The sequence below is a fragment of the Zooshikella ganghwensis genome, from assembly GCF_018263875.1.
GTDB lineage: Bacteria > Pseudomonadota > Gammaproteobacteria > Pseudomonadales > Zooshikellaceae > Zooshikella > Zooshikella ganghwensis.
On sequence record NZ_JAEVHG010000003.1, the window covers coordinates 162,635 to 184,319 of the forward strand.

Sequence of the window (21,685 nt, forward strand, 5' to 3'; positions counted from 1 at the left end):
TTAATAATACGGTGCTTAAAAGCCATGCAGCGCTTTGATTTCATCATAAGTACCGTCTTTTTTAAGAGCCGCAAGCGCTTCATTAAACTTCTTCACAATCGTCTCATGATTAGGATTTTTTCGGCTTACCACAAAATGTAATGGATTTTCGCTAAGGGCATTGTCAATAAACTCTACTTTGCCCTCAGCCTCCTTGAGCTTATTGGCAATTTCATATTTAGCTACCCATTCGTCTTCCAGAGTTAAGTCCACTCGTTTCGCAAGTAGTTTTTTGAGATTTAAGACAAATGTTCTTGCAGTTTCTTTTTTTAAAAAAGTCGCATTATCAAATTCAGCTTGATAAGCATAATCACGCGCAATGCCAATTTTGTAGGCTTTAAGGTCCTCCAGTGTTTTATAGGTAACCTTTTCCCCTTTGCGCTTAATAAATTTAATTCGGTTAACTAAGTAAGGCTCAGCATAGTTGAGCTTTTTTGCCCGTTCATCACTATACCAGGCGACATAAAGTGCATCATAATCACCATCATAAGTGCCATTTAGCGCTCGCGCCCATGGCACGATGTGTACTTCATACTCATAACCCGCCTTATTCAGAATATTCGTCACTAAATCGGTAGAAAACCCCTTATTCACTAACTCCTCTCCAACAAAAGGCGCCCATGAGTTTGCTGCAATTTTTAGTTTTTCTGCCGTTACATTACCTATTGAAAATAGGCAAATAAATAACGCTGTTATCAGTACTTTCATGATAATTTTACCTACAGTTGAATAAATTCTGCACCTAACTGTTCCCGACAAAAAACACTTTCTGAAAAGTTAATCTCGTTCAAAAAAATGCTTTACTGTGAGTCCAACTCGCTTTTTTCATCTCGTATCCATTTTCATTAGTTAAGTACAAAATCCCATTCTCTGCTGACTTATGAGCCTTCTTAAAACTAGTGTGTTTTAGTACGTCCAATAAAGCATTGCCTGAAAGCACTCTGAGCAAAAGCTGATCATGAGAGACAAATAACTATACCCTTCACGAATGATTTCCAGGTTTTGTTATCTTCACTCCTCACCCCAATCACCTATTAGTATAGGCTCATGGGGGTTCGTCACTCGATGGCCGCACCTAAAAACCATTCGTATTGGGTATACACTCTCAATCCATCCTTCAGCATTAACTTCATCAAAGTAGAAAGTGATCTGCAAAAAAGTCAAAAACCAAGCTCAAAAAATAATGTAGAACAGTTTGCAACATAGCCAACAGTTTAAGAGCGTAATACCGGGTATCATGCACCTATCACCTGTTGTAATCCCGTTCTAAAGGGTATGCCTAGTTAAAGTAAGGGATAGGAAAAACGTATGCGGCGAGTGGACCGGTACCTAAAACTGATTGATAGCCAACTAAAACCTGTATGGGAACGCTTATTTCCAGTTAGTGATTATCTGATCGGTATTAATTTTAGCTGGTCAACACAAGCAGGGGAGCGCCCCAGTTTATTTTTTAGCCATCGCCAGCATCCCTATTTTAAGGGCCACGGTTTTTCGATAGAAAGTGAAGCGTTGTATAACTACTTTCATGAAAACAACACATTGCATCCGTTGCTATTTCAATTTGAACTTAACGCTTTAATTCGGAGCTGTTGTTTACCTGCTGATGAGTTCCCATTACAACGCAATTTTATTTATGCTGGACTCAACTTATTGCTCACCAATCCAGCCAACGCTCCAGTAGATAAACCTGCTATTCCTATCAATTATGAGTTACTGCAGCCAGAACAATTTCCCTACCCAGCACTCTTAACTTGGACTAATGAGCCATGTGCAGTGTTGGTATTAGCACATACTCAAGATCAAGCGATTGTGCGCCTTATGCAACCACTTGTCGGGAAAATCAAACAGCTAAGTGAAGATGACCAAGATTTTCTCAGTTTATTTATCGAAGAAAATAACCTTTTACGTATTCCTGCAGGGCATACTCTTACTGTTAGTCAGCGTTTTATAGACTTTCCTGCTAACTGGTTTCAGTACATTTGCGCACCCAACAAGCAAATCATCATGACACGGTTGGCATTAATTTATTGTGCACAATCTGGTCACTCATCGACAGCACCAACACCGCATCACACCAGTAAAAATGCCTCTCCCAAACTTTCACTCATCAATTGTGAGCCAGAAATAGACTTACCAGAAGAAGAAATCAATTTAACGGTTGATACCGTGAAATCATCTTCACCCACCCCGGCTAAAACCAACCGATGGTTATTACCACTGACCGTATCTCTGCTAGGGCTTTGTCTTACGGCTGTTGCACTTGTTAAATGGCTTTAGGTGTTACGCCTGAAAGGCTTCCTTAATACGACATAACCGAATAATGGACTTCACTTCAGGAATCATGGGAGGTGCCACACTAAATGACCTTAATCCCAGCTGTAACAGCGATGTAATATGTTGTTTATTAGCAGCGAGCTCGCCACACAGTGAAACGGGTATTTGTGAATGACTCGCGGCAACAACCTGGCGTATCAAACTCAAAACGGCAGGGTGATGCTCAATATAGTAGTTACTGACAGACATGTTTTCTCTACCTGCTGCCATGGTGTATTGGGTTAAGTCATTGCTGCCAATGCTGATAAAATCAGTTAACGGTAAAAGCTGATCAATACATAAGGCTGCTGCAGGGGTTTCAACCATAAAACCAAGAGGTGGCACTTGACGATAACCTTTCTCTGCAACAACTTCCTGAAGCATCCTTCTCACTACTAAAATATCTTCTTTTAGTGTCACCATTGGAATTAAAATGGTCACTTTCATCGTCAATGAAAGCTTCGCTAGCACTTCAAGCTGGGTCTTCAGTAAATCCAAATTTTCTCGCAGTAAGCGAATACCTCGAAGTCCTAAAAACGGGTCTGGCTCATCAGGTAAGTTAAGGCTCGGGGGCCTTTTATCCCCCCCCGCATCCAGCAGTCGAATAATCAGAGGTTGATCTCTTACCACATAAAGAGCTTCACGCAGATAACTATAAAGCTCCTCGGCAGTGGGTACCATTTTATTGCTTAAGTAAACGCCTTCTAAACGGTACAAACCAATGCCATCACATCCTTGAGCTTTAGCATTCAGCACATCTTCAGGTGAGTTCGCATTGGCCATGACAGTGACCATTTCACCATCAGCGCTGACTGCCGGGGCAAACCTTTGCTGCTGAGCTTTGCGGAGACGTTTACGCTGATTTTTAACAAGATCCCGAAACCCAAGAAAAGTCTCTCGGTCAGGATCAACAATCACAGAACCATTGTCCCCATCGAGTAGAAGCAATGAACGATTGGTAACATTATTAAACACATCCTGGACGTGGCCTACACAAGGAATACCCAGCTCACGTGTTAATAATGCAGCATGGGAACCCAATCCCCCTTGTTCTAAGACCACACCTGCGGCGGCTTGGCGGGATAAGTAAATGGTATCTGATGGTAATAGGCGCCTGGCAACCACCACACTGTGTGGTGGAAGACGCTCCAACATATGGGCTTGAATTCCTCCAAGGGACATTAACAGGCGACGGCACAAGTCTTCAATATCATCCGCTTTGCTGCGAAAGGCTTCATCTTTGTTTTCTCGAAACTGTTCAGCTAAACGTCGAAAAACGATTTTAATCACTTGTTCCGCATTAATTTGCTCTGTCTTTAACGTATCTTTTAGCTGCTCAAGTAAGGTCGCATCATCCAACATCATGGACTGAACATAAAAGATATCAGCAACTTCGTCATTTAACTGTTCTTTGGTGTTCTTGACAGAGTGCATTAACTCATCTTGAACGTCGTCAATAGCCGTATCAATGCGATCATACTCATTTGTCAGCTGCTGTTTACTAACCGCATAGTGATCATGTTCTCGCCAAAGAATATCCTGGTAATGATAAGCACGTCCCCATGCCAGGCCAGAAGAAACGGATACACCACTGACCAGTTTGTTGTTACACTCTGCGGCTTTCAAGTTGATACTCTTCAATACTAACCTCATCACACCAATGTCAAACGAACGTTGATACTTTAATTAAGCTTCGTGTCAATTAATAGATTGTTCATTCAGTTTTAACAGCTACCATATTGTCTAAATATGCTATCAAATTTTAATAAAAAAAAGCCGCACACAAAAAAAGTAGAATGTATTATACCCTCTGTGAAGTACTATATAAGCAACCTTTTGCTGAAGGTTAACAACGTTAAAATAGAGTGTTACATACCCTAAACGAAGGGTTTTTAGCCGCGTGATCAACAATACTAACAACAAACCCTACCAATGTGTCGGGAATATATTAGTACAGCTTCACTGGCCCGACAGGGTAAGCACTTTAGATAGCACGCATAAAATTGATTCGTGAAGGATATACAAAACTCAGGCCTATTAAACGACTTATGTCGTTTACTTTTGCTCACCCCCAATTGAGATAATGATGAGTCATATAACATCAGACCTAAAAACCATTGAACATGCACTACAAACTGCTTGGGTTTTTGATGGCAAAGGAGAAGGGCAACAATTAACACCAGAACAACTTTTAATAGCTCCTCATCCCGATCGTTTTGTATGGATCCATCTAAAACGAGACACGCCCAACCTCGACTTATGGTTAACTGGCCAACTTCAGCTGCCTGAAGCTATAAGTTTAGCGCTTTTGTCAGAGGATACCCGCCCTCGTTGTGAGTTTTATCAGAACAACTGTTTACTCAATCTGCGAGGCATCAACCTAAACCCTGGTGCCATACCTGAAGAAATGATTTCTATGCGCTGCTGGATACAGGGCAAACGTTTAATTACTCTGAGCAAATACCATTTTGTTTCAGTGAATGAACTTCAGCAACAGTTTAACGAAGGCATATTCCCTAAAAGCACCGCTGAACTACTAGTCTGGTTAATAACAGGACTTACAGATAAACTGGCTATTTACCTTGAGCAGCTGGATGAACAGCTTGATAATCTTGAAAACAACGATGACTTAACAGCCATTTCTCGTTTAATCACAGAAGTAACTCAATTGCGTAACCAGGTCACTAAGCTGAGGAGGTATATCGCCCCCCAGGTTGCCGCTTTATCGAGCCTAACCCTCAGTCAGCTTTCCTGGTTAAACCATGAAGAGGGCTTAAGTTTTCGCAATGTCCAGGATGAAGTAACCCGAGCCACCGAAGATCTAGAAACGATGCGTGAACGCGCCATCATCATAAAAGATAATTTACAACAACAGCTTTCTGAAAAATTAAATCGTAATACCTATTTACTGACTGTGGTTGCTGCGATTTTTCTTCCCATTAGTTTTTTGACAGGGCTACTGGGGATAAATGTTGGAGGCTTACCAGGTACAGAAAACACAGATGCTTTTTTGATTGTTTGTGTAATTACACTCATCACTGTGGTTATTGAGTTAGTTCTTCTAAAAGTATTAAAAATATTTTAGCACTAAAAAAGTCTAAGCTTATTATCGATTGGCAATGATAAATAAACGACGAAAGGGTAGAACGATATCGCCAGTAATCTGTTTAGGGTAAGCGTGTTGATACCCCTGTAATACCTGCTGTTCAAATTCTTGTTGCCAGTCTTTATTGTTCAATGCGGCTAAATATGGACGTAACCCTGTGCCTCGAAACCAGTTGAGAATAGCCTCATGACTTTTCATTACATGGTAATAACGCGTTTCCCACATATCAAGATAACAGCATAAAGGTGCTAATAAATCATAATAAAATGTTGTTCTTTCTAATGTCACCCTATTAACAATTGAACTAAATCGTTTGCGCCAATAGCTCGACTCAACCAGATCATCAACCACTTTATGCAATGGTGCATCAATATTGGCCGGCATCTGCATAGCAAACACACCAACAGGGGAAAGCTGAGCAATTAATTGAGGAAATAGCACGTCATGTTTTGGCAACCAATGCAGCACAGCATTTGCAAACAAGATATCGACAGGTTCAGAGGCTTGCCAACAACGAATATCTGCTTTAACCCACGTCACTTGAGGGCAACTCTGTCTTGCTTTATTCAGCATAGTGGTAGACTGATCAATGCCTGTTATTTCTGCTGCAGGCCAACGCTTCCTTAATTCTGCAGTACTGTTACCGGGTCCACACCCTAAATCAATAATGTGTGCAGGTTGCTCAAAGGAAATATGTTGAATCAAGTCTTGGATGGGTCTTCGTCGCTCATTTGCACATTGTAAATAACAGTCTGGATCCCATGAAAACATGTTTTTTCCCGTTAAAAAAGCACTAGGGCCTGTTAACACTAATTGAATATCACTGTTATGGCGGTAAAAGCACTAATCTAGGCGCGAAGCGTGAAGTTTAGTTGTTCTAAATAAACAATGAGCAACAACGAGTAGTGCTTTTACCGACATAACCCTTCGGGCCGGGATTATTTTTCCACCTAGCGGTGTTACAAGTCATTTATGTAGAATGACTACACGGCATTCCTTGTGCCTTGCTAGGCGAAAAAATAGTCTACGGCAGTGATGATTCAATTAGTGTTAACAGGCCCTAAAGTATTTTAAGCGTCACTTAACGTATTATGTGGTCCAAATACTTCATAATTAATCTGATCAGACGAAATGTTATCCATTGCGGTTAATTGTTTAAAAATATTTTTCATAAAGGGTAGGGGACCACATAAATAATATTGATGCTTAGGGTTAAAAAATGTCTTACACAACACCGTTAAGTCCATAAAACCTTGGAAGTCATAATCATGCTGATAGCGATCAGTTGATTTTGGTTCTCTATACCATGTATAGCTTACTAGGTTTGTATGGCGTTGTTTTAATCTAATCAACTCATCGCGAAACGCATGTACTTCACTATGCTCACAAGCATGTAAAAAATAAATTTTCGCTGGGTGTTGCTGCTCTAAAAGTTGATTCAACATACTCATCATAGGGGTCAAACCGACACCAGCAGAAATTAATACAACAGGTGTTTCATGATCTGCTTGAAGATAAAAATCCCCAGCAGGAGGCAAAATACTGAGCTTGTCACCCACATTAATCTGTTCATGTAAATAGCTAGAGACCAAACCTAACTGTGGATGCAGCTCCTGCTTAACACTGATTCTATAGGTTTTTCCATTAGGTTTATCCGACAGTGAATATTGCCGTATTTGTTGATAGGGCGAAGCCGTACCGGAGGGCATAATTACACTAAGATACTGACCTGGCTGAAAGTCCATCACAGGTCCACCATCTTCTGCCGCTAACACAAATGAGGTAATACAGTCGCTTTCCCGCTCTTTATGGACAACATAAAAAACCCGAGCTCCACGCCAACCACCGATGACCGCCTCTCGCTGATCATAAAGCTCACCTTCACGCTGGATGAAAATATCCGCCAATGCAGCATAAGCTTTGTCCCAGGCAGCAAGCACTTCCGGTGTTGCCGCTTCTGGTGCTAACTCTTGCAACGTAGCCAACAAGTGCTGTCCAACAATAGGGTAATGTTCAGGCAAAATCATAAACCCAGTATGTTTGTGCGCAATGTGTTCAACCATTTCAGCTAAACGACCAGGCTCATGTAAATGTTTGGCATAAGCCAGAATTGCATTGAACAGCGCTTTGGGTTGAGAGCTGTTATGTTGGTTACTCACATTAAATATATGCTTAAGTTCTGGGTTCCACTTAAACATTCGCTGATAAAAGTGCGTGGTCAGCGCTGTATTTGCTTGCTCCAGAAGAGGAATCGTCGCTTGAACAGTAGCAATGGTTTGGGCGTCGAGCATTGTCTTAAACTCCAGCATTCAAAAACATCATAAAGTTGCATTCTAAATACATATTTTAAAATATGCATCTTAAATATATATTTATTAGGTAGCAAGCTATTTAAGTTGAACACATTTAACGACTATGAAACTCACCCAATACACAGACTATGGTTTACGTACCCTCATTTACTTGACCACGCTACCGCCTAACACATTAAGCAACGTCGGCGATGTAGCTGCACGCTACGCTATTTCACGAAACCATTTAGTGAAGGTCGTTAACCAGCTTACAAGGCTTGGGTATATTTGCAGTGTCAGAGGCAAAGGAGGGGGCATTCGACTAGCGAAAAAGCCCACAGATATTATTCTTGGTGCCGTTATTCGTGCATTGGAAGGCAATTTGCAAGCGGTTGAATGCCATGCGCCGCGCTGTAAGCTTGTTGAGCACTGTGCATTACAACAAGCATTAGCCAACGCTATGGATGCTTTTTTACAAGTAATGGATGGTTATACCCTGGCTGATATTACCCAAAATAAAACGGAACTTGTTCAGCTATTAACGCTTCCACCGTAACTGACATAAAAGCCTGTGGTAAATGATTGAAAAGTGGTGGTGGTCACTCTGGCCAAATCGAAAACAGTTCTCCACGGAGAAAAATTAAACCACGTCACAAAGCGAGTAATTCTTCAAGTTAGGCCGCGATTCTCCGCTGAAAAGACTGTCGTTATACCGCAAGTTCCCTATAATAATTTACCTTACAACCCTTCAGACTCCTAGAAAAATGAGTATGCTTTGCCTAAACCTTTTCTTTTCAGGAGTACACATTGACCAGGAACAATAGTTTTATGCTGCTTAAACGTGCACTGTTGACTGGTATAACCAGTATTACTTTGATGTATTCTCCCTTCAACTTAGCAGATGCTTTTTATCATTTACAAGGCAAGCTGCAGCTTGGCAAACAACAGTTTAATGTCATCTCTAAAGATCTAAAAAGTAATAAAGAAGCCAGTATTCTCTTATCAGACCAGAAAACACGCCTGGAGCTTTTGCTCACGACATTACCTGATGGGAAACTATCTTTATTAGCAAAAGTAAAAACCAAGCACTCTTTAAAAAACAGTGATTACCTCTTTCTTCCTGAACATATCATCAAACCAAAAGAACAGCAGACACTCCGTAAAATTGATCCAACTACCAATACTCCCATTATTTGGCAAGTACTTATCAAAGCATCAATCAATAACTCAGATATTAAGGCGACGCCGTAATCCATTACCGCCCGAAGGCAAATACAACTTGTCGGTTAAACAAAGAGACATAAAGGTTATCATGTAAAAATAAGGGATTTTTAGACGCCGCCTGAGCATAGTTGACTATACTTCAACTATTCAATACACCAACACAAGCGAGCGTTATGTCTCAGACAAAACAATGGCTGACGATTCAGATTGGTGAAGTGTGGTGCCTTCACGAAACCAGCGTGATCAGAGAAATTCTCGACTTCATCGCCCCTGTTGGTGTTGCAGGCGCACCAGAGTTTGTAAGTGGTATCATTAATTATCGGAGTGAAATCCTTACCCTTATAGACGCCAGCAGTATACTACACTTGAACTATACCAACCCAACCCAAGACCAAAAAATCATCACCTATGAAATAAATCATGGCATTTATGGCCTTAAAGTTGATGGTGTTGGCGAAATTTTAAATTTCACTGAGGATGTTATTGACCAAAGTGAATCCCCTCTTGATGACCCTTATAAGCTCATCACCGGTTCTGTTGAAATAAATGATGAGATATTTTGTGCCATTGATATTCCAACGTTTATTCATAACTTCCTCAGTATAAATAAAGCCGACTAACCTCACTTAATAATCAGTCCTTCCATAAAACGACAAAAGATCATAAACAGTTAATGTCGGGTACATTAGTATTTTTTTTAGGCATATTTTCAGGCTTAAGCTGCTTGGCAAACTCCTCCATAGGCGCTGCATCGACCTTATCACTATCGAGCGCTGGACCACTTTCCATATAAGCCACCAATAATTTTGCCACACTCTCAAGTGCGGATAAGTGTGTTCGCTCATAACCATGGGTTGCATCTGTTCCAAAGGTAATGAGCGAATGGCGAATATCATGTCCTGCCTGCACAGCAGATAATGCATCACTATAATAAAAACGAAAAACATCACGCTGATAAGGAATATTATTCTCTTTGCATAAGCCAATTAAATGTCTCGACAGGTGATAATCAAAAGGACCACTGGAGTCTTTTAACGCGATAGTTACACCAAACTCTGTAGAGTTCTGACCGGGAGCAACAGGGGCTATATCAACCCCGACAAATTCGGTCACCATCTCATCCAAGGCATGGCCCACCCCAGAACCTACTTCCTCAGTCAAGGTAAAAATTGGATGGCAATCAATTGCCAGCGGTATCTTATATTCCAAAACAGCCTTCAGTGCAGCCAGCAGTGCAGCGGTTCCCGCTTTATTATCCAAATGGCGAGAGACTATATAACCGTTATCCAAAAGCTCAGGGTTTGGATCAAAAGCAATAAAATCGCCCACATCCATACCTAGCTTGTAGACATCTGCCGCACTGCGAATATGTTCATCAATTCGTACTTCAACCTGATCCCAGTTAATAGGCTGACTATCAATGGCCTCATTAAAAGCATGTCCCGCGGCTAACAGTGGGAGTACTGTGCCTCGGTAGCTATGGTTATCAGAGAAAATAGTGACACGAGCACCTTCAGCAAAGCGACTTGACCAGTGACCTATCGGCGTAATACTTAAGCGCCCATTTGCTTTGACTTCTCGTAGCATTGCACCAATGGTATCAAGGTGCGTCACTATGGCCCGGTCAGGACGTTGTTCTGCACCTTTTAAATGCGCTCTAATCGTACCGCGTCGCGTCAAATCATAACTAATACCCAGCTCTTGCAGCTTATTACACACGTAATACACAACACGGTCGGTAAATCCTGTAGGGCAGGGGATTGCAAACAGCTCTAACATGACCTGTTGCAAATACGCCATATCAATTGGGATATCAGTACCTTTATTCATCACAGGGTTCATCCTTACCACTCGATACGTTTAATGCTGTTTAGTCATGGGAAATAACATATCAACAAACCGTTGTGCCGTTGGATGCGGTTCGTGATTTGCTAAACCAGGACGCTCATTCGCCTCGATAATGACATACATGGGCTGCTCAGGATCAGGCACGATAAAATCAATACCCGCCACAGGTACGCCTAAAGCTTTGGTTGCCTCAAGTGCTGCTTGAGCAATCACCGGATGTAAGCCTTCAGTAACATCATGCAAGGTGCCTCCCGTATGCAAGTTAGCGGTTTTTCGTACCTGAAGCACTTCACCTTGCGGTAACACATCATCCATGGTCCAACCCGCGTGCTTGATGCAGCGACTGGTTTCCTGGTCAATGGGAATGGTACTTTCGCCTCCAGTGGCCGCTTGGCGGCGCCGGCTTTGTTTATGGATCAGCTGCTTAATGGTGCTGACCCCATCGCCCACAATTTCAGCAGGCTTCCTTATTGCCGCAGCGACAACCTGATCATCAATCACCAGCACACGTAAATCCTGTCCATAGTGGAAACTTTCCAGTAGGACCTGAGATGAGACGCCTTTAGCATACTGAATCGCTGTTTTCACCTCATCGAGAGTAGCAAGGTCCACTGAGATTCCTTGCCCCTGTTCAGCATCCAGCGGCTTAACTACGACTGATCCTACTTTGTCTAAAAATGACTCAACCTGTGCTGTACTATCATCTTCAACCAATAAAACTTCAGGCACTTTGAGACCAGCACGCATTAAAGTTTTATGGGTCAACCATTTGTTTTGACAAAGCTTACACGCATAAGCGGAAGTCAGGTCGGTGAGTGACTCATTACAACGAATCACCCGCCCACCATGCCTTAAGGTGAATAGGTTAGCTGCCGCATCATCAACGACAACTTCAATGCCACGCGCAAGCGCTTCATCAATAATAATTTGAGCATAAGGATTTAGTGTTAAACATGCTTGAGGCCCAACAAATAATTTTTCATTTATGGCATTTTTCTTTTTAACCGCAAAGGTATTCAAACGCTCAAACCCTAACTTTTTATAAAGCGCCTTAGCACTTGAATTATCGTGCAAAACAGATAAGTCCAAAAACTGGCAACCTCGAACCTGAAAGTACTCTACGAGATAACGAGCCAGGGCTTCTCCCACTGCACCGTGTTTACACTCAGGTGCCACGGCTAAAGACCATAAGCTGCTGCCTTTATCTGGATCATCAAACAGCTTTTCATGATTAAGTCCCATAACCGTTCCTACCACTTCGCCTGACTTGCGATCTACCGCCACGAGATACAACAGTTTCTTTGAGCGACGGTGCTGCAAAATATGCTTAACAGGAATAGGCACCATACCTCGCTTTAATAAAATGGTATTCAAAGCTTCAGCATCGTGACTTGATGTTGCACGACGAACCGAAATACTACTGATAACTCTTTGTCGAGGTCGGTAGTTGGTCATCCATAAACGATAGGTGTCCGAAGGGTCCAAAAACAGTGACTGTGGTGCTTTTGCCAGTAATACATGGGGCTGATCAACATAGAAAGCGATATGTCGTTGTCCAGCAGGCTCTTCCAGCAAGGGCTTAGCGATCAAACTGGCAGATGAAAATGTATGCCCCATAATCAACGTTCCCCAACCGCAATCTACAGTCACATTTTGCGGCTGGCTCCGGTCATTTTCCTCCCGTAAACAGGCGGCCTGAAGCTGCTCAAAAGAAGGCTGTTGTTTCCGCACAATCCGTGACCGGTTACGTAAACGGGTAGTCATGTTAAATACCTTGTGCCTGCAACCAAAGTTCCAGCAATCCCAGCTGCCACAGTTTAGAGCCGCGTAACGGCGTAATATGTGCTCCAGGATCCTGATATAACCTGTTTAAGTAAGAAGGATTAAATAACGCTCGCTGTTTTGCTTGAGGCTGTTGAAGTGCCTCAATGATTTGATTGAGTACTGTACCTTTTAGATATTTCAACGCTGGGACAGGGAAATAACCTTTGGGTCGATCAATCACTTCTGATGGAAGCCACTGCCTCGCTAAACGCTTTAATAGCCACTTGCCGTCACCCTGCTGAATTTTCATGGCGGAGGGCATTTTGGCCACCAACTCAACCAGCTCATGATCTAAGAAAGGCACTCGAGCCTCCAATCCATGAGCCATGGTCATGTTATCTACACGCTTGACTGGGTCCTCTACCAGCATCACTGTAGTATCTAAACGCAATGCCTTATCCAGTGGCTGAGGAGCACCAGCTTCAGCAAAATGCGCTTTAACCCAGTCGCCCGCATCATCATTATCAACAAACCAGGCAGCACTAACGGTTTCTTTATATTCACTAAAGTCTCGATCAAAAAATGCCTGTCGGTAATGAGGATAGGCTTCTTTAGCATCCAATAAGGGGGGATACCAATGATAACCTGCAAATATTTCGTCTGCACCCTGGCCACTTTGAACAGCATGACAGTGTTTTACTACTTCCTGAGCAAGCAAATAAAACCCAATACAGTCATGGCTTACCATGGGTTCAGCCATCGCCTTGATCGCCTGAGGCAACGTATTCAGCAGTTCTTGCTCGCTTACTCGCCAGCGATGATGAGTAGTACCAAACTGCCTGGCAACAATATCTGAATATTGGAATTCATCACCAGCCTCATTACCTACACTATCAAACCCGACAGAAAACGTCTGAATATCACTGCCTTTAACTTCTGCTAACAGCGCCACCAACAAACTTGAATCAACACCACCAGAAAGCAAAACACCCACATCAACAGCAGCGACATTACGACGGCGCACAGATTGCAGTAGTGTTTCCTGCAGCATCATTTGCCAATCATCCACTGACTGCACTTCATGATCCTGGGTTCTCTCATAATTAACTTGCCACCAACAGCCCTGTTGAACACCCCCGTTATCATCCACCTCTAACCAATGACCAGGGGGCAGTTTACGAATATCTTTAAAAAGGGTAGATGGGGCTGGCACCACTGCATGAAAATTTAAATAAAACTGAAGCGCTATCGGATCCAACTCATGGGATACTTGTGCGCTATGTAATAATGTAGGCAAAAAGGAGGCAAAACGGAAAAATTGATGATTCTGTACATAGTAACAGGGCTTTATACCCAAACGGTCACGGGCTAAAAAGAGCTGGCTGCCATCAATGCGCCAAATGGCAAAAGCAAACATACCATTAAACCGATCCAGGCACTTTTTCCCCCAGGCATGATAGGCTTTTAACACCACCTCAGTATCAACATCAGAAAAAAAATGATAGCCCTGATCAATGAGTCGTTTTCTAATTTCTCGATAATTATAGATTGCTCCATTAAAAACAATACCTAGCCCAAGCGACATATCAACCATGGGTTGCTGCGCTTCACTGGATAAGTCCATGATTTTTAAACGACGATGAGCAAATAACTGATTATTTTGAGCAAAAATACCTGAAGCATCAGGGCCTCGTGATGCCTGCAAACTGTTTGCCACACTAGCAAAATTTAAATCAGGCACCTGTTGATCAAAACGAAATTCACCTGCAATTCCACACATATGTAGTATAAATCCACTCTTTTTAATTGGTAAGCGGGTTAATCGCTGTATTAATTTGGTAACGTACCTGTCACCTATTTACTTTATAAACCCGTCAGTACTAACCTCAGCCTTTCATTAACATCAAAAGTATTTATAACACAAAGCATTTTTATCCGCAAAAAATGGGCCTTCCTTACGAAAGTTTAGCCAACCCCTTTATAAAAGCTCAAAAAACAAATGGTTTTTCCAGGTAGGTCCCAAACAATACTTTGAGCTAAAACTATTATGATCCCATTACAGCCACCTAAGCATAGTCTAAAGAAACACAGTGTGGTCAAAAATGCTCACCATTAGTTAACCGAATCTATAAAGTTGATCAGCATCACAAAATATAAAACCCCCACTCAAATAAACGCAACTGACTTATTTTTGTCACAAAATAAACGTATAAGGAATACAAACTTTTAGCCATAAAATTAAGCTAAAACAGTTGCTACAGATCAAGCAAAAAACTTGACAATTATAATACAGTTAACGTCTATAAGTAGCTCACAGGATTGAGGCAATAATAAATACTATAAAGACCACTCATATAAAAATAACAATACTAAATATCTAATTCATCTATTATAAGAGCACAATTTAATTTAGAAAAAACAAATAAAATAAATAATAATTTATGCAATTTTGCACCCCAAACGAAGTGTTTTTAGCGAAGCTGGCCTGATCAGTAAAGGCTAATTTCACTAAAAACAACTCAGAAAATGAGAAATCAGCAGTCTCAGGCTCGCTCATTATAACCAGCAACAACTGTTAACGACTGAAAAGAAAACAGTAAATTTGCAATAAACTTGCTACTTATTTACGCTATTTATTGCTCAGCAATGAGAGAAGCACAGAAGTAATTTATAGCGGTATTTGAAATTTATAAGAATACCCATAGCAATGGGTATACATCCGTAGCACAAGCGCCAATTATAATAAAGTAACCATTATTCATTTAATAAAAGGCAGTATATTTATAATTGAGTGTGCTTAATTAGGATGTTTTATTCACTACATAAGCTACACATGTAGGCAGGTAAAATAATAACATTATCAAGGAATGAATCATGCAATTTACATTACGTAAACTTAGCGCCACACTACTTGCAATTTCCAGCTTATCCATCGCTGGTTTGTCCACCGCAAACAACTCCGTTCCTGTCACCATTGACTTAGTGAGAAACTCCGGAACGGGCTGTCCCTCTGGTACCGTGTCAACAACGGTTGCACCCGATGGCAAATCATTTGTGCTGGGCTTCGATACCTACATTGCCGAAGTTGGCCCAGGCGTTCCTTATCGGGAAAGCCGGAAAAACTGTACCATCACAGCACAACTGAATATTCCTAATGGTTATGCGTTTACCATTGTTGATGTTAATTATCGTGGCTATGCTTCCCTTGATCGTCATGTGAAGGCAATGCAACAGTCTCGTTATTTCTTTGCAGGTTTTGCCCAGGAAGCACGTTTAAGGACTAATTTCCAAGGTCCTTATGATGATAATTATTTAATTAGTGACCGCTTAGGATTGCACTCTGTTGTGTGGTCAAGCTGTGGTGCAAAAGAACCTGTAGTGATCAACACTGAACTCCGCGTCACTAATGGTAACTACCGAAGAGAGAGAGGTATTATCACAACAGATACCATTGATGGCAAACTTTCACATCAATACGGTATTCAATTTAGACGCTGTACTATGAATAGTGAAGCTGACAACAGTGAGTTATCTTTTAATTAATTTTTTTCAAGCAGGCCCTTAGGGTCTGCTTTCTATACATTGGCCTTAGTCATTACTCTACGTTTAGTTAATTTACCTGCACTTTTTATTCCCCCCTAAATCCCAATATATTATTCATTAAATCATTGTACGGCTGACATATTTTACATGCATAACTGACATGGGTCTGAGCATATAGGCATCTATAAAAAACGTTTTTTGAGAGGTTTATAATTTAGCTGTTTTTTATCAACCATTCTCAAACTCACGCTATACCCATAGAGGGGTATACCGATTAAAAACCTGTCTCTTCAAGGATTGATTATGATGACAAACACTCTTACTTTACCTAAAGCCTTTATTTTTATTGCTGGATTTTCACTTGCCTCAAGTGTCAGCGCCAGCAACTCAATTCCAGTGACAATTGACTTGGTAAAGAACTCCGGCACAGGTTGTCCTTCAGGCACCGTTTCAACAACAGTGGCACCTGATGGTAAATCTTTTGTTTTAGGTTTTGATGCATATATTGCAGAAGTTGGGCCTAATATCCCTTACCGCGAAAGCCGCAAAAACTGCTCTTTAACCGCACAACTGAATATCCCTAATGGTTATGCGTTTACCATTGTTGATGTTAATTATCGGGGATATGCTTCGCTGGAAGATGGTGTAAGTGCCGTACAACAATCCCGCTATTTCTTTGCCGGCTATCCTCAAGAAGCACGTTTGAAAACAGATTTTAATGGCCCTTACGACGATAACTACCTCATTAGCGATCGTCTTGATATACATTCCATTGTTTGGTCAAGCTGCGGGGCAAAAGAGCCTGTAGTCATTAATACTGAACTAAGGGTCAATGATGGTGGTAATTCTGAAGCCCGCGGCTTAATTACAACCGATACCATTGACGGTAAGTTATCACATCAGTACGGTATTCAATTTCGCGAGTGCACAATGAACACAGAACGTAATAATAGTGATGCTATTTAAAGAGCTTAGGGCTTGTTAACAGGCCCTAGCCAAAAGTGTACTGAAAAGCAGCTGTTTATCACCAGAATACCCATGTCCAAATGGGTATTCATGACCCCTTTGATAATATACCCTTAAAGCCCCAACTCTAAACTACACTTAACGCATAACAGTGCTGCAACTTGTGATAATCAGGGATGGATTTGTTAAACTGGTATTAACAAGCATTAATTAACGTATTTCCCTGGCAGGTAGTCTCACTGATGTTATTTCGTCGCCATCATCCACTTTATGGCCCTCTTTCTCATCATGCAAGAAAAGCTTATCTAATTTTTGCCAAAGGTGACGGTTATCAAGCATACCAAGCATTTGTTCAGTGCCGTCAACAGGTTGTTCACTTACTTAGCCAGCCTGCAGATGCCTTATTTTGGGATGATGTTTTAACTGCTGCAGGAAAAACCAATACAGGCAATGCGCTTATTAAAATTGCCTCTAGATATTTTCCAAAACACCCAGGCATTCAATTACGCTGGCTGGGTATTCGAACTCAGCGGGAAAACCTTCGTGATAGCCTGGCTCATGCTGAAGCTATGAGCAGCTTGTGCTCAAATACCTATGAACACACATTACAACAAGCTATTGTTATTCGTATTTCCGCGAGAATGGGACTCATAAAATCAACCTATGAGCGAATCGCACACTTAAAAACACAGCTGCCCACTAAACATTACTTAGCCTGGCGTCATCTGGCAATTGCTTATGGTTATTTACGGGATTGGGATGCTGCCATTACCTGCAGCCAGCAAGCTATTAAAAGCTACCCTCAACGAGCAGACGGCTATTGTCTACTGATTTCCAACCTGCTGGCACGAAGCCAGCTTGCCCAAGCCAAAAAAGTTTTACAGCAAGCCATCACCAAGGGCTTTAATGACTTAATGTTTTTACACTACAAGGCCCAGTTTTATTATTTTATTGGTGACTTAACCCAGTCAATCCAGTGCCTGACTGAGCTAAAACATCGTTGGTCCAATATGGATTTACGTCAGATAGAGCATACACATGTCAATTTATTATGGTTAAACGATCAAAAAGACAAAGCGCTTAAATTAGCGCAAACAGTGTATCCCTCTTTCTATCAACAACTGAAAGAGGCGCCACCAAATGCTGAAAAAGTCCTCATTTCCGTACCCGTTATGTGTCAAGAGCCCTCGATGTGTGTGCCAACCTCAATTACGATGTGTGCGCACTCTCAAGGCGTAACGCTTGATCCACGACAGCTTTATCAGCAAATGCAAGGCCATGAAGGGACCGAATTATGGCGTATGCAATCATATCTGGAAAACAATGGATTCACCGTTCACCACATCCAAAATACCTCAGCAGCTATCAAAACCCTGTTGAAACAGGGCATTCCTTTAATCGGCCATTTACTCACCTTATTCATGGCTCATGTTGAAGTCATCATTGGTTTTGACGATGCACTACAGGGGTTTTATATTCGTGACCCTGAGTCTCTCAGCCCTAAATTTGTTGATGAAGGGTATGTGACGGAGGCCTACCAAGCTTCAGGCAACTACCTCATTGCGGTAACCCATCAAAGTCAATCAGCCCTGACAGGTTATCCATGTCATAAAGATGCTCAACAGCTTATTGCCCTCAGCAAACATGTTGCTGAAAACAACATCAACCTGGCTAAACTCGCGTATCAAAAAATTAGCCATGATAGTCCTTGTGCCTATCTCAGAGACATCTATGCCTATGGTATTTGTTTGTCACCTCAGCAGTTTGCTGACCGGATGAAGCATTATGCGAATGATCAACAGCAACACAACGTTACTCGTCTAAAAGCTATCTTAAATTGCGGTGACACTGAATTCCTTGAACAATGGGTGGATAGTTATCGTCAACAACACGACGATATTCCAACAGGATTTGCACATTACCTGGAGCTGATTGTTGCCAAAGCCAAACAACATTGGTCAGAAGTCCTTACCCGCGCTAATCAACTTTTGGCAAAGTCACCCTCCGCAGAGCATTTATGGATATATAAAGCAGAAGCTGAATATGAGTTAGGCTTGATGGATGACGCCTTGAGCAGTGCCAACATGGCAATTGACTTATCCCCCAAGTCCACCAGCATTAAACGTAAATTGCGGTTGATCCGTCCTTATGCTGAATCCTATCAAGCACGTTGCCAGCAGCTGCAGGCGCAAATTAAAGCCAGCCCCAGTATTTTTGAACTTCAGGAGGAGTATGCGTATTTATTAGGGGAGGGAAGCAGTGGCTTAGAGTATGAAAAAGCCCTTAAGCGCTGTATTGATGCGCGGCCTTTATTGCCCTGGAACTATGACAAACTGGCTGACTGGTATTTACAACAGGATCGTAATGATCTGGCTAAAACAATCTTAAATCAAGGTCGTAGTCTGCTACCTACAGAAATTCAACTACGCTCATTTGAACAAGACAAAGAGGATACTCCCCACCCAAAATCTGAAGATCACGATCAACAGGCAACACCTGAAGTCTCTCTTACTGACCAGTGGCAAATGTTAAAATGGACTTGGTATCAGCAAGCCCATTTTACTGACTCAGATTACCAGCGGTTAGCGACTCTCATTGAAAACAATGACTTCATAAATCAGTTATCGTGGTTTGATGCTTGTTATTGCTATGCAGTGTATTTTGGCGTAACCGACCAACGGCTCCGACAGCGCTCAGCCAGTGAGCAAACAGCCGCCTTAAAAAAATGTTTACCGGCAGACTTACCCGGCCACAAACCCTTTTCTTTGTTATGTTTTAACCAGGCCTTAGAGCGGGGTGATCTGAGCCGGCAAGCAAATTATTTATTGTATGAATGGCAAAGCGCAGCCATGAAAAACGGCCAATGGCGGTATGATATTGCTTTTGATATTGCCTTTTTTAAAGAGTGTGCAGGTTATTTAAATGATGCGGAGCAAATGTACCAGACCATTATCCAGCAAATGCCTGGTTATGCTGGTGCCTATTACCGCTTAGCCCAAATACTGGATAAAAAGGGTGAGTTACAACTAGCAATGCATTGGTATACCAAAAGTATCGAAATAGCACCTTTATCACCAGGCGCTATCAGTCGTATGCTCGATGTTTATCATGATAATCAGCTGTATGAAAAAGCGGCTCTCTGTGCCCAAAAGCTGTTAGACTTACATCCTTATAGTTTTAACTATATCGAACAGGTTCTGCGCTATCTAGCCTATAATGACAGCGTTAAAGTTGCACTACAGCAATTAGAGGACTATGAAGTTTATCTTTCTCCGTCAGCCAAAGCAGCTATTGCTGCACGCCTTTATTTGATAGAAGACAACTTTCAGCAAGCAGCTGATCAGCTAGCGACTATTAACCAGCGACAGGGACTCACCCGCCATGTCATGGTTTCAGAAGTACGCTGTTATATTGGCTTGGAAAAGTATGAGCAAGCACTGAACACTATTCATAACGCCTTAGAGTATGAGCCTGAAGATGAATGGTTTATCAATACGAAACTGCAGGTGTTAGAAAAAACCAATAGCACCCAACGTTATACGTTTATAGAACACTGTATCAAACAGCAAGTGATAACTAATAACATCCTTTCCAGTTGGTACGAATACCATAAGCATGATAATAGTGAAACACTGTTTGACTGGTTGCAACAACAACCAGAAGATGCTGCTTACCGTTGTGCCCGATATTTAGAACATGTTTTTATTGACCACAACGAATTACAAAAAAGACTTGACTTGTTGTATTTTGGCAGTCGTTACTTTACCCACTACGACTACTTTAAACGCACACTTGTGTATTGGTTAATTAATCAGAATAAATATGATGAAGCCGTGCAAATAACCAAAACATTATTAGCCCAACAACCTGACGAGCCAGAAAACCACTTATTATTAGGGCGCATTTACACTGATCAAGGAAATGTCTCTGTTGCATTTCAACATTTAAATCGCGCCTATGACATGACCGGTTGGGTTGATGCATTGGTACATATAGGCCGAGCTCATCATAGTGAGGGCAATACTCGACTTGCCATTGATACCTATAAAAATGTTTTAGAAAAAGACCCACTGCATGATTTAGCCCTGAACAACCTGTTTATTCTTCATTATGAGCCTACCCAGCTTTACCCTTATTTTTATCGTACAATTGACCATCAAATTGGCCATGAAACACAGTATTTTTTAGTCAACGCTGCCCGTTGTGCTGTCGAAGTCAAACAACCATTACCAACTAACTGGTTACCCATGGCATTACATCGGTTTAATGAGCTTTTTCATGAACCGCCTTTTGCTGATGAAAAAACACAGCTTGCTAAACTGATTTACCGATACTATTTCACCTTGGGTGAAAAAGAAAAAGGGGAGGCCATTTTAGACAAAGCAGAAGTCCCTAAACCTGGGTTTTGGCCTTGGCATCGATTTGGCAATAGCTGGATTCCCAAACATGAAAGCTACGAGTCCTAAACACTAACCTAAAAAAATAAGCGCGATAGAGGAAGTACATTACTAGGGCCTGTTAACACGTCTAACGTTGTCAATCATGTGCTTCCTCTAAAAACCATATCAACACAAGACGCATTAATGCAAAA

15 protein-coding genes are annotated in these 21,685 nt (G+C 41.7%); 8 read left to right on the plus strand and 7 right to left on the minus strand.

The annotated features are described in order from the left end of the window. Positions 1–15: 15 nt before the first annotated feature. Positions 16–747, minus strand: a complete 732-nt coding sequence (locus KHS79_RS06740) for a substrate-binding periplasmic protein (RefSeq protein WP_212717767.1) — start codon at positions 745–747, stop codon at positions 16–18. A 600-nt stretch (positions 748–1,347) separates the two neighbouring features. Between KHS79_RS06740 and KHS79_RS06745 the strand changes: the two genes are divergently transcribed. Beyond that, a complete protein-coding gene (locus KHS79_RS06745) occupies positions 1,348–2,316 on the plus strand; it encodes a hypothetical protein (RefSeq protein WP_212717769.1) in 969 nt (322 codons plus the stop codon). Positions 2,317–2,319: 3 nt separating this feature from the next. Here the strand turns inward: KHS79_RS06745 and ptsP are convergent, their stop codons facing one another. After that, on the minus strand, positions 2,320–3,993 hold the full coding sequence (gene ptsP / locus KHS79_RS06750) for a phosphoenolpyruvate--protein phosphotransferase (RefSeq protein WP_212717771.1): 1,674 nt from the start codon (positions 3,991–3,993) through the stop codon (positions 2,320–2,322). Positions 3,994–4,435: 442 nt separating this feature from the next. Between ptsP and KHS79_RS06755 the strand changes: the two genes are divergently transcribed. After that, positions 4,436–5,437, plus strand: a complete 1,002-nt coding sequence (locus tag KHS79_RS06755; RefSeq protein WP_212717773.1) for a zinc transporter ZntB — start codon at positions 4,436–4,438, stop codon at positions 5,435–5,437. A 21-nt stretch (positions 5,438–5,458) separates the two neighbouring features. Here KHS79_RS06755 and KHS79_RS06760 read toward each other — a convergent pair whose 3' ends face one another. Beyond that, positions 5,459–6,229 carry a methyltransferase domain-containing protein gene (locus KHS79_RS06760; RefSeq protein WP_212717775.1) on the minus strand — a complete coding sequence of 257 codons (771 nt, stop codon included), beginning with the start codon at positions 6,227–6,229 and terminating at the stop codon, positions 5,459–5,461. A 299-nt stretch (positions 6,230–6,528) separates the two neighbouring features. Next, a complete protein-coding gene (gene hmpA / locus KHS79_RS06765; protein WP_212717776.1) occupies positions 6,529–7,749 on the minus strand; it encodes an NO-inducible flavohemoprotein in 1,221 nt (406 codons plus the stop codon). Positions 7,750–7,873: 124 nt separating this feature from the next. Here hmpA and KHS79_RS06770 point away from each other — a divergent pair, with 124 nt between their 5' ends. The 3 genes from KHS79_RS06770 (at position 7,874) to KHS79_RS06780 (ending at position 9,593) form a co-directional block, all read left to right on the plus strand. Next, positions 7,874–8,305 (plus strand): Rrf2 family transcriptional regulator, encoded by a 432-nt coding sequence (locus tag KHS79_RS06770; RefSeq protein WP_212717777.1) that lies wholly within the window; start codon positions 7,874–7,876, stop codon positions 8,303–8,305. A gap of 272 nt (positions 8,306–8,577) precedes the next feature. Next, a complete protein-coding gene (locus KHS79_RS06775) occupies positions 8,578–9,000 on the plus strand; it encodes a hypothetical protein (protein WP_212717778.1) in 423 nt (140 codons plus the stop codon). 146 nt (positions 9,001–9,146) lie between these two features. Then, positions 9,147–9,593 carry a chemotaxis protein CheW gene (locus KHS79_RS06780; RefSeq protein ID WP_212717779.1) on the plus strand — a complete coding sequence of 149 codons (447 nt, stop codon included), beginning with the start codon at positions 9,147–9,149 and terminating at the stop codon, positions 9,591–9,593. A 40-nt stretch (positions 9,594–9,633) separates the two neighbouring features. On the opposite strand, the gene KHS79_RS06785 is transcribed toward KHS79_RS06780, so the two are convergent. Genes KHS79_RS06785 through KHS79_RS06795 form a run of 3 tightly spaced genes read right to left on the minus strand, consistent with a single transcriptional unit; the run spans position 9,634 to position 14,365 of the window. Continuing rightward, a complete protein-coding gene (locus KHS79_RS06785) occupies positions 9,634–10,803 on the minus strand; it encodes an osmoprotectant NAGGN system M42 family peptidase (protein ID WP_027706805.1) in 1,170 nt (389 codons plus the stop codon). Between the two features lie 30 nt (positions 10,804–10,833). Next, a complete protein-coding gene (ngg, locus tag KHS79_RS06790; RefSeq protein ID WP_212717780.1) occupies positions 10,834–12,585 on the minus strand; it encodes an N-acetylglutaminylglutamine synthetase in 1,752 nt (583 codons plus the stop codon). Between the two features lies 1 nt (position 12,586). Beyond that, positions 12,587–14,365 carry an N-acetylglutaminylglutamine amidotransferase gene (locus KHS79_RS06795; protein WP_027706803.1) on the minus strand — a complete coding sequence of 593 codons (1,779 nt, stop codon included), beginning with the start codon at positions 14,363–14,365 and terminating at the stop codon, positions 12,587–12,589. Between the two features lie 1,094 nt (positions 14,366–15,459). On the opposite strand from KHS79_RS06795, the gene KHS79_RS06800 reads away from it, so the two are divergent. The 3 genes from KHS79_RS06800 (at position 15,460) to KHS79_RS06810 (ending at position 21,560) form a co-directional block, all read left to right on the plus strand. Further along, positions 15,460–16,128: a DUF4360 domain-containing protein gene (locus KHS79_RS06800; protein ID WP_027706802.1), complete on the plus strand. Its 669-nt coding sequence runs from the start codon at positions 15,460–15,462 to the stop codon at positions 16,126–16,128. A 303-nt stretch (positions 16,129–16,431) separates the two neighbouring features. Continuing rightward, positions 16,432–17,094 (plus strand): DUF4360 domain-containing protein, encoded by a 663-nt coding sequence (locus KHS79_RS06805; protein WP_212717781.1) that lies wholly within the window; start codon positions 16,432–16,434, stop codon positions 17,092–17,094. Positions 17,095–17,336: 242 nt separating this feature from the next. Beyond that, positions 17,337–21,560 carry a tetratricopeptide repeat protein gene (locus tag KHS79_RS06810; RefSeq protein WP_212717782.1) on the plus strand — a complete coding sequence of 1,408 codons (4,224 nt, stop codon included), beginning with the start codon at positions 17,337–17,339 and terminating at the stop codon, positions 21,558–21,560. The last annotated feature ends 125 nt before the right edge of the window (positions 21,561–21,685 follow it).

Excerpts from the sequence above, each read along its gene's own strand:
- KHS79_RS06795 (WP_027706803.1), bottom strand. The coding sequence starts at position 14,365 with ATGTGTGGAATTGCAGGTGAATTTCGTTTTGATCAACAGGTGCCTGAT.
- KHS79_RS06785 (WP_027706805.1), bottom strand. The coding sequence starts at position 10,803 with ATGAATAAAGGTACTGATATCCCAATTGATATGGCGTATTTGCAACAG.
- KHS79_RS06770 (WP_212717777.1), top strand. The coding sequence starts at position 7,874 with ATGAAACTCACCCAATACACAGACTATGGTTTACGTACCCTCATTTAC.
- KHS79_RS06755 (WP_212717773.1), top strand. The coding sequence starts at position 4,436 with ATGATGAGTCATATAACATCAGACCTAAAAACCATTGAACATGCACTA.
- hmpA (WP_212717776.1), bottom strand. The coding sequence starts at position 7,749 with ATGCTCGACGCCCAAACCATTGCTACTGTTCAAGCGACGATTCCTCTT.
- KHS79_RS06810 (WP_212717782.1), top strand. The coding sequence starts at position 17,337 with ATGTTATTTCGTCGCCATCATCCACTTTATGGCCCTCTTTCTCATCAT.
- KHS79_RS06745 (WP_212717769.1), top strand. The coding sequence starts at position 1,348 with ATGCGGCGAGTGGACCGGTACCTAAAACTGATTGATAGCCAACTAAAA.
- KHS79_RS06800 (WP_027706802.1), top strand. The coding sequence starts at position 15,460 with ATGCAATTTACATTACGTAAACTTAGCGCCACACTACTTGCAATTTCC.
- KHS79_RS06760 (WP_212717775.1), bottom strand. The coding sequence starts at position 6,229 with ATGTTTTCATGGGATCCAGACTGTTATTTACAATGTGCAAATGAGCGA.
- KHS79_RS06740 (WP_212717767.1), bottom strand. The coding sequence starts at position 747 with ATGAAAGTACTGATAACAGCGTTATTTATTTGCCTATTTTCAATAGGT.
- KHS79_RS06805 (WP_212717781.1), top strand. The coding sequence starts at position 16,432 with ATGATGACAAACACTCTTACTTTACCTAAAGCCTTTATTTTTATTGCT.
- ngg (WP_212717780.1), bottom strand. The coding sequence starts at position 12,585 with ATGACTACCCGTTTACGTAACCGGTCACGGATTGTGCGGAAACAACAG.
- KHS79_RS06780 (WP_212717779.1), top strand. The coding sequence starts at position 9,147 with ATGTCTCAGACAAAACAATGGCTGACGATTCAGATTGGTGAAGTGTGG.
- KHS79_RS06775 (WP_212717778.1), top strand. The coding sequence starts at position 8,578 with ATGCTGCTTAAACGTGCACTGTTGACTGGTATAACCAGTATTACTTTG.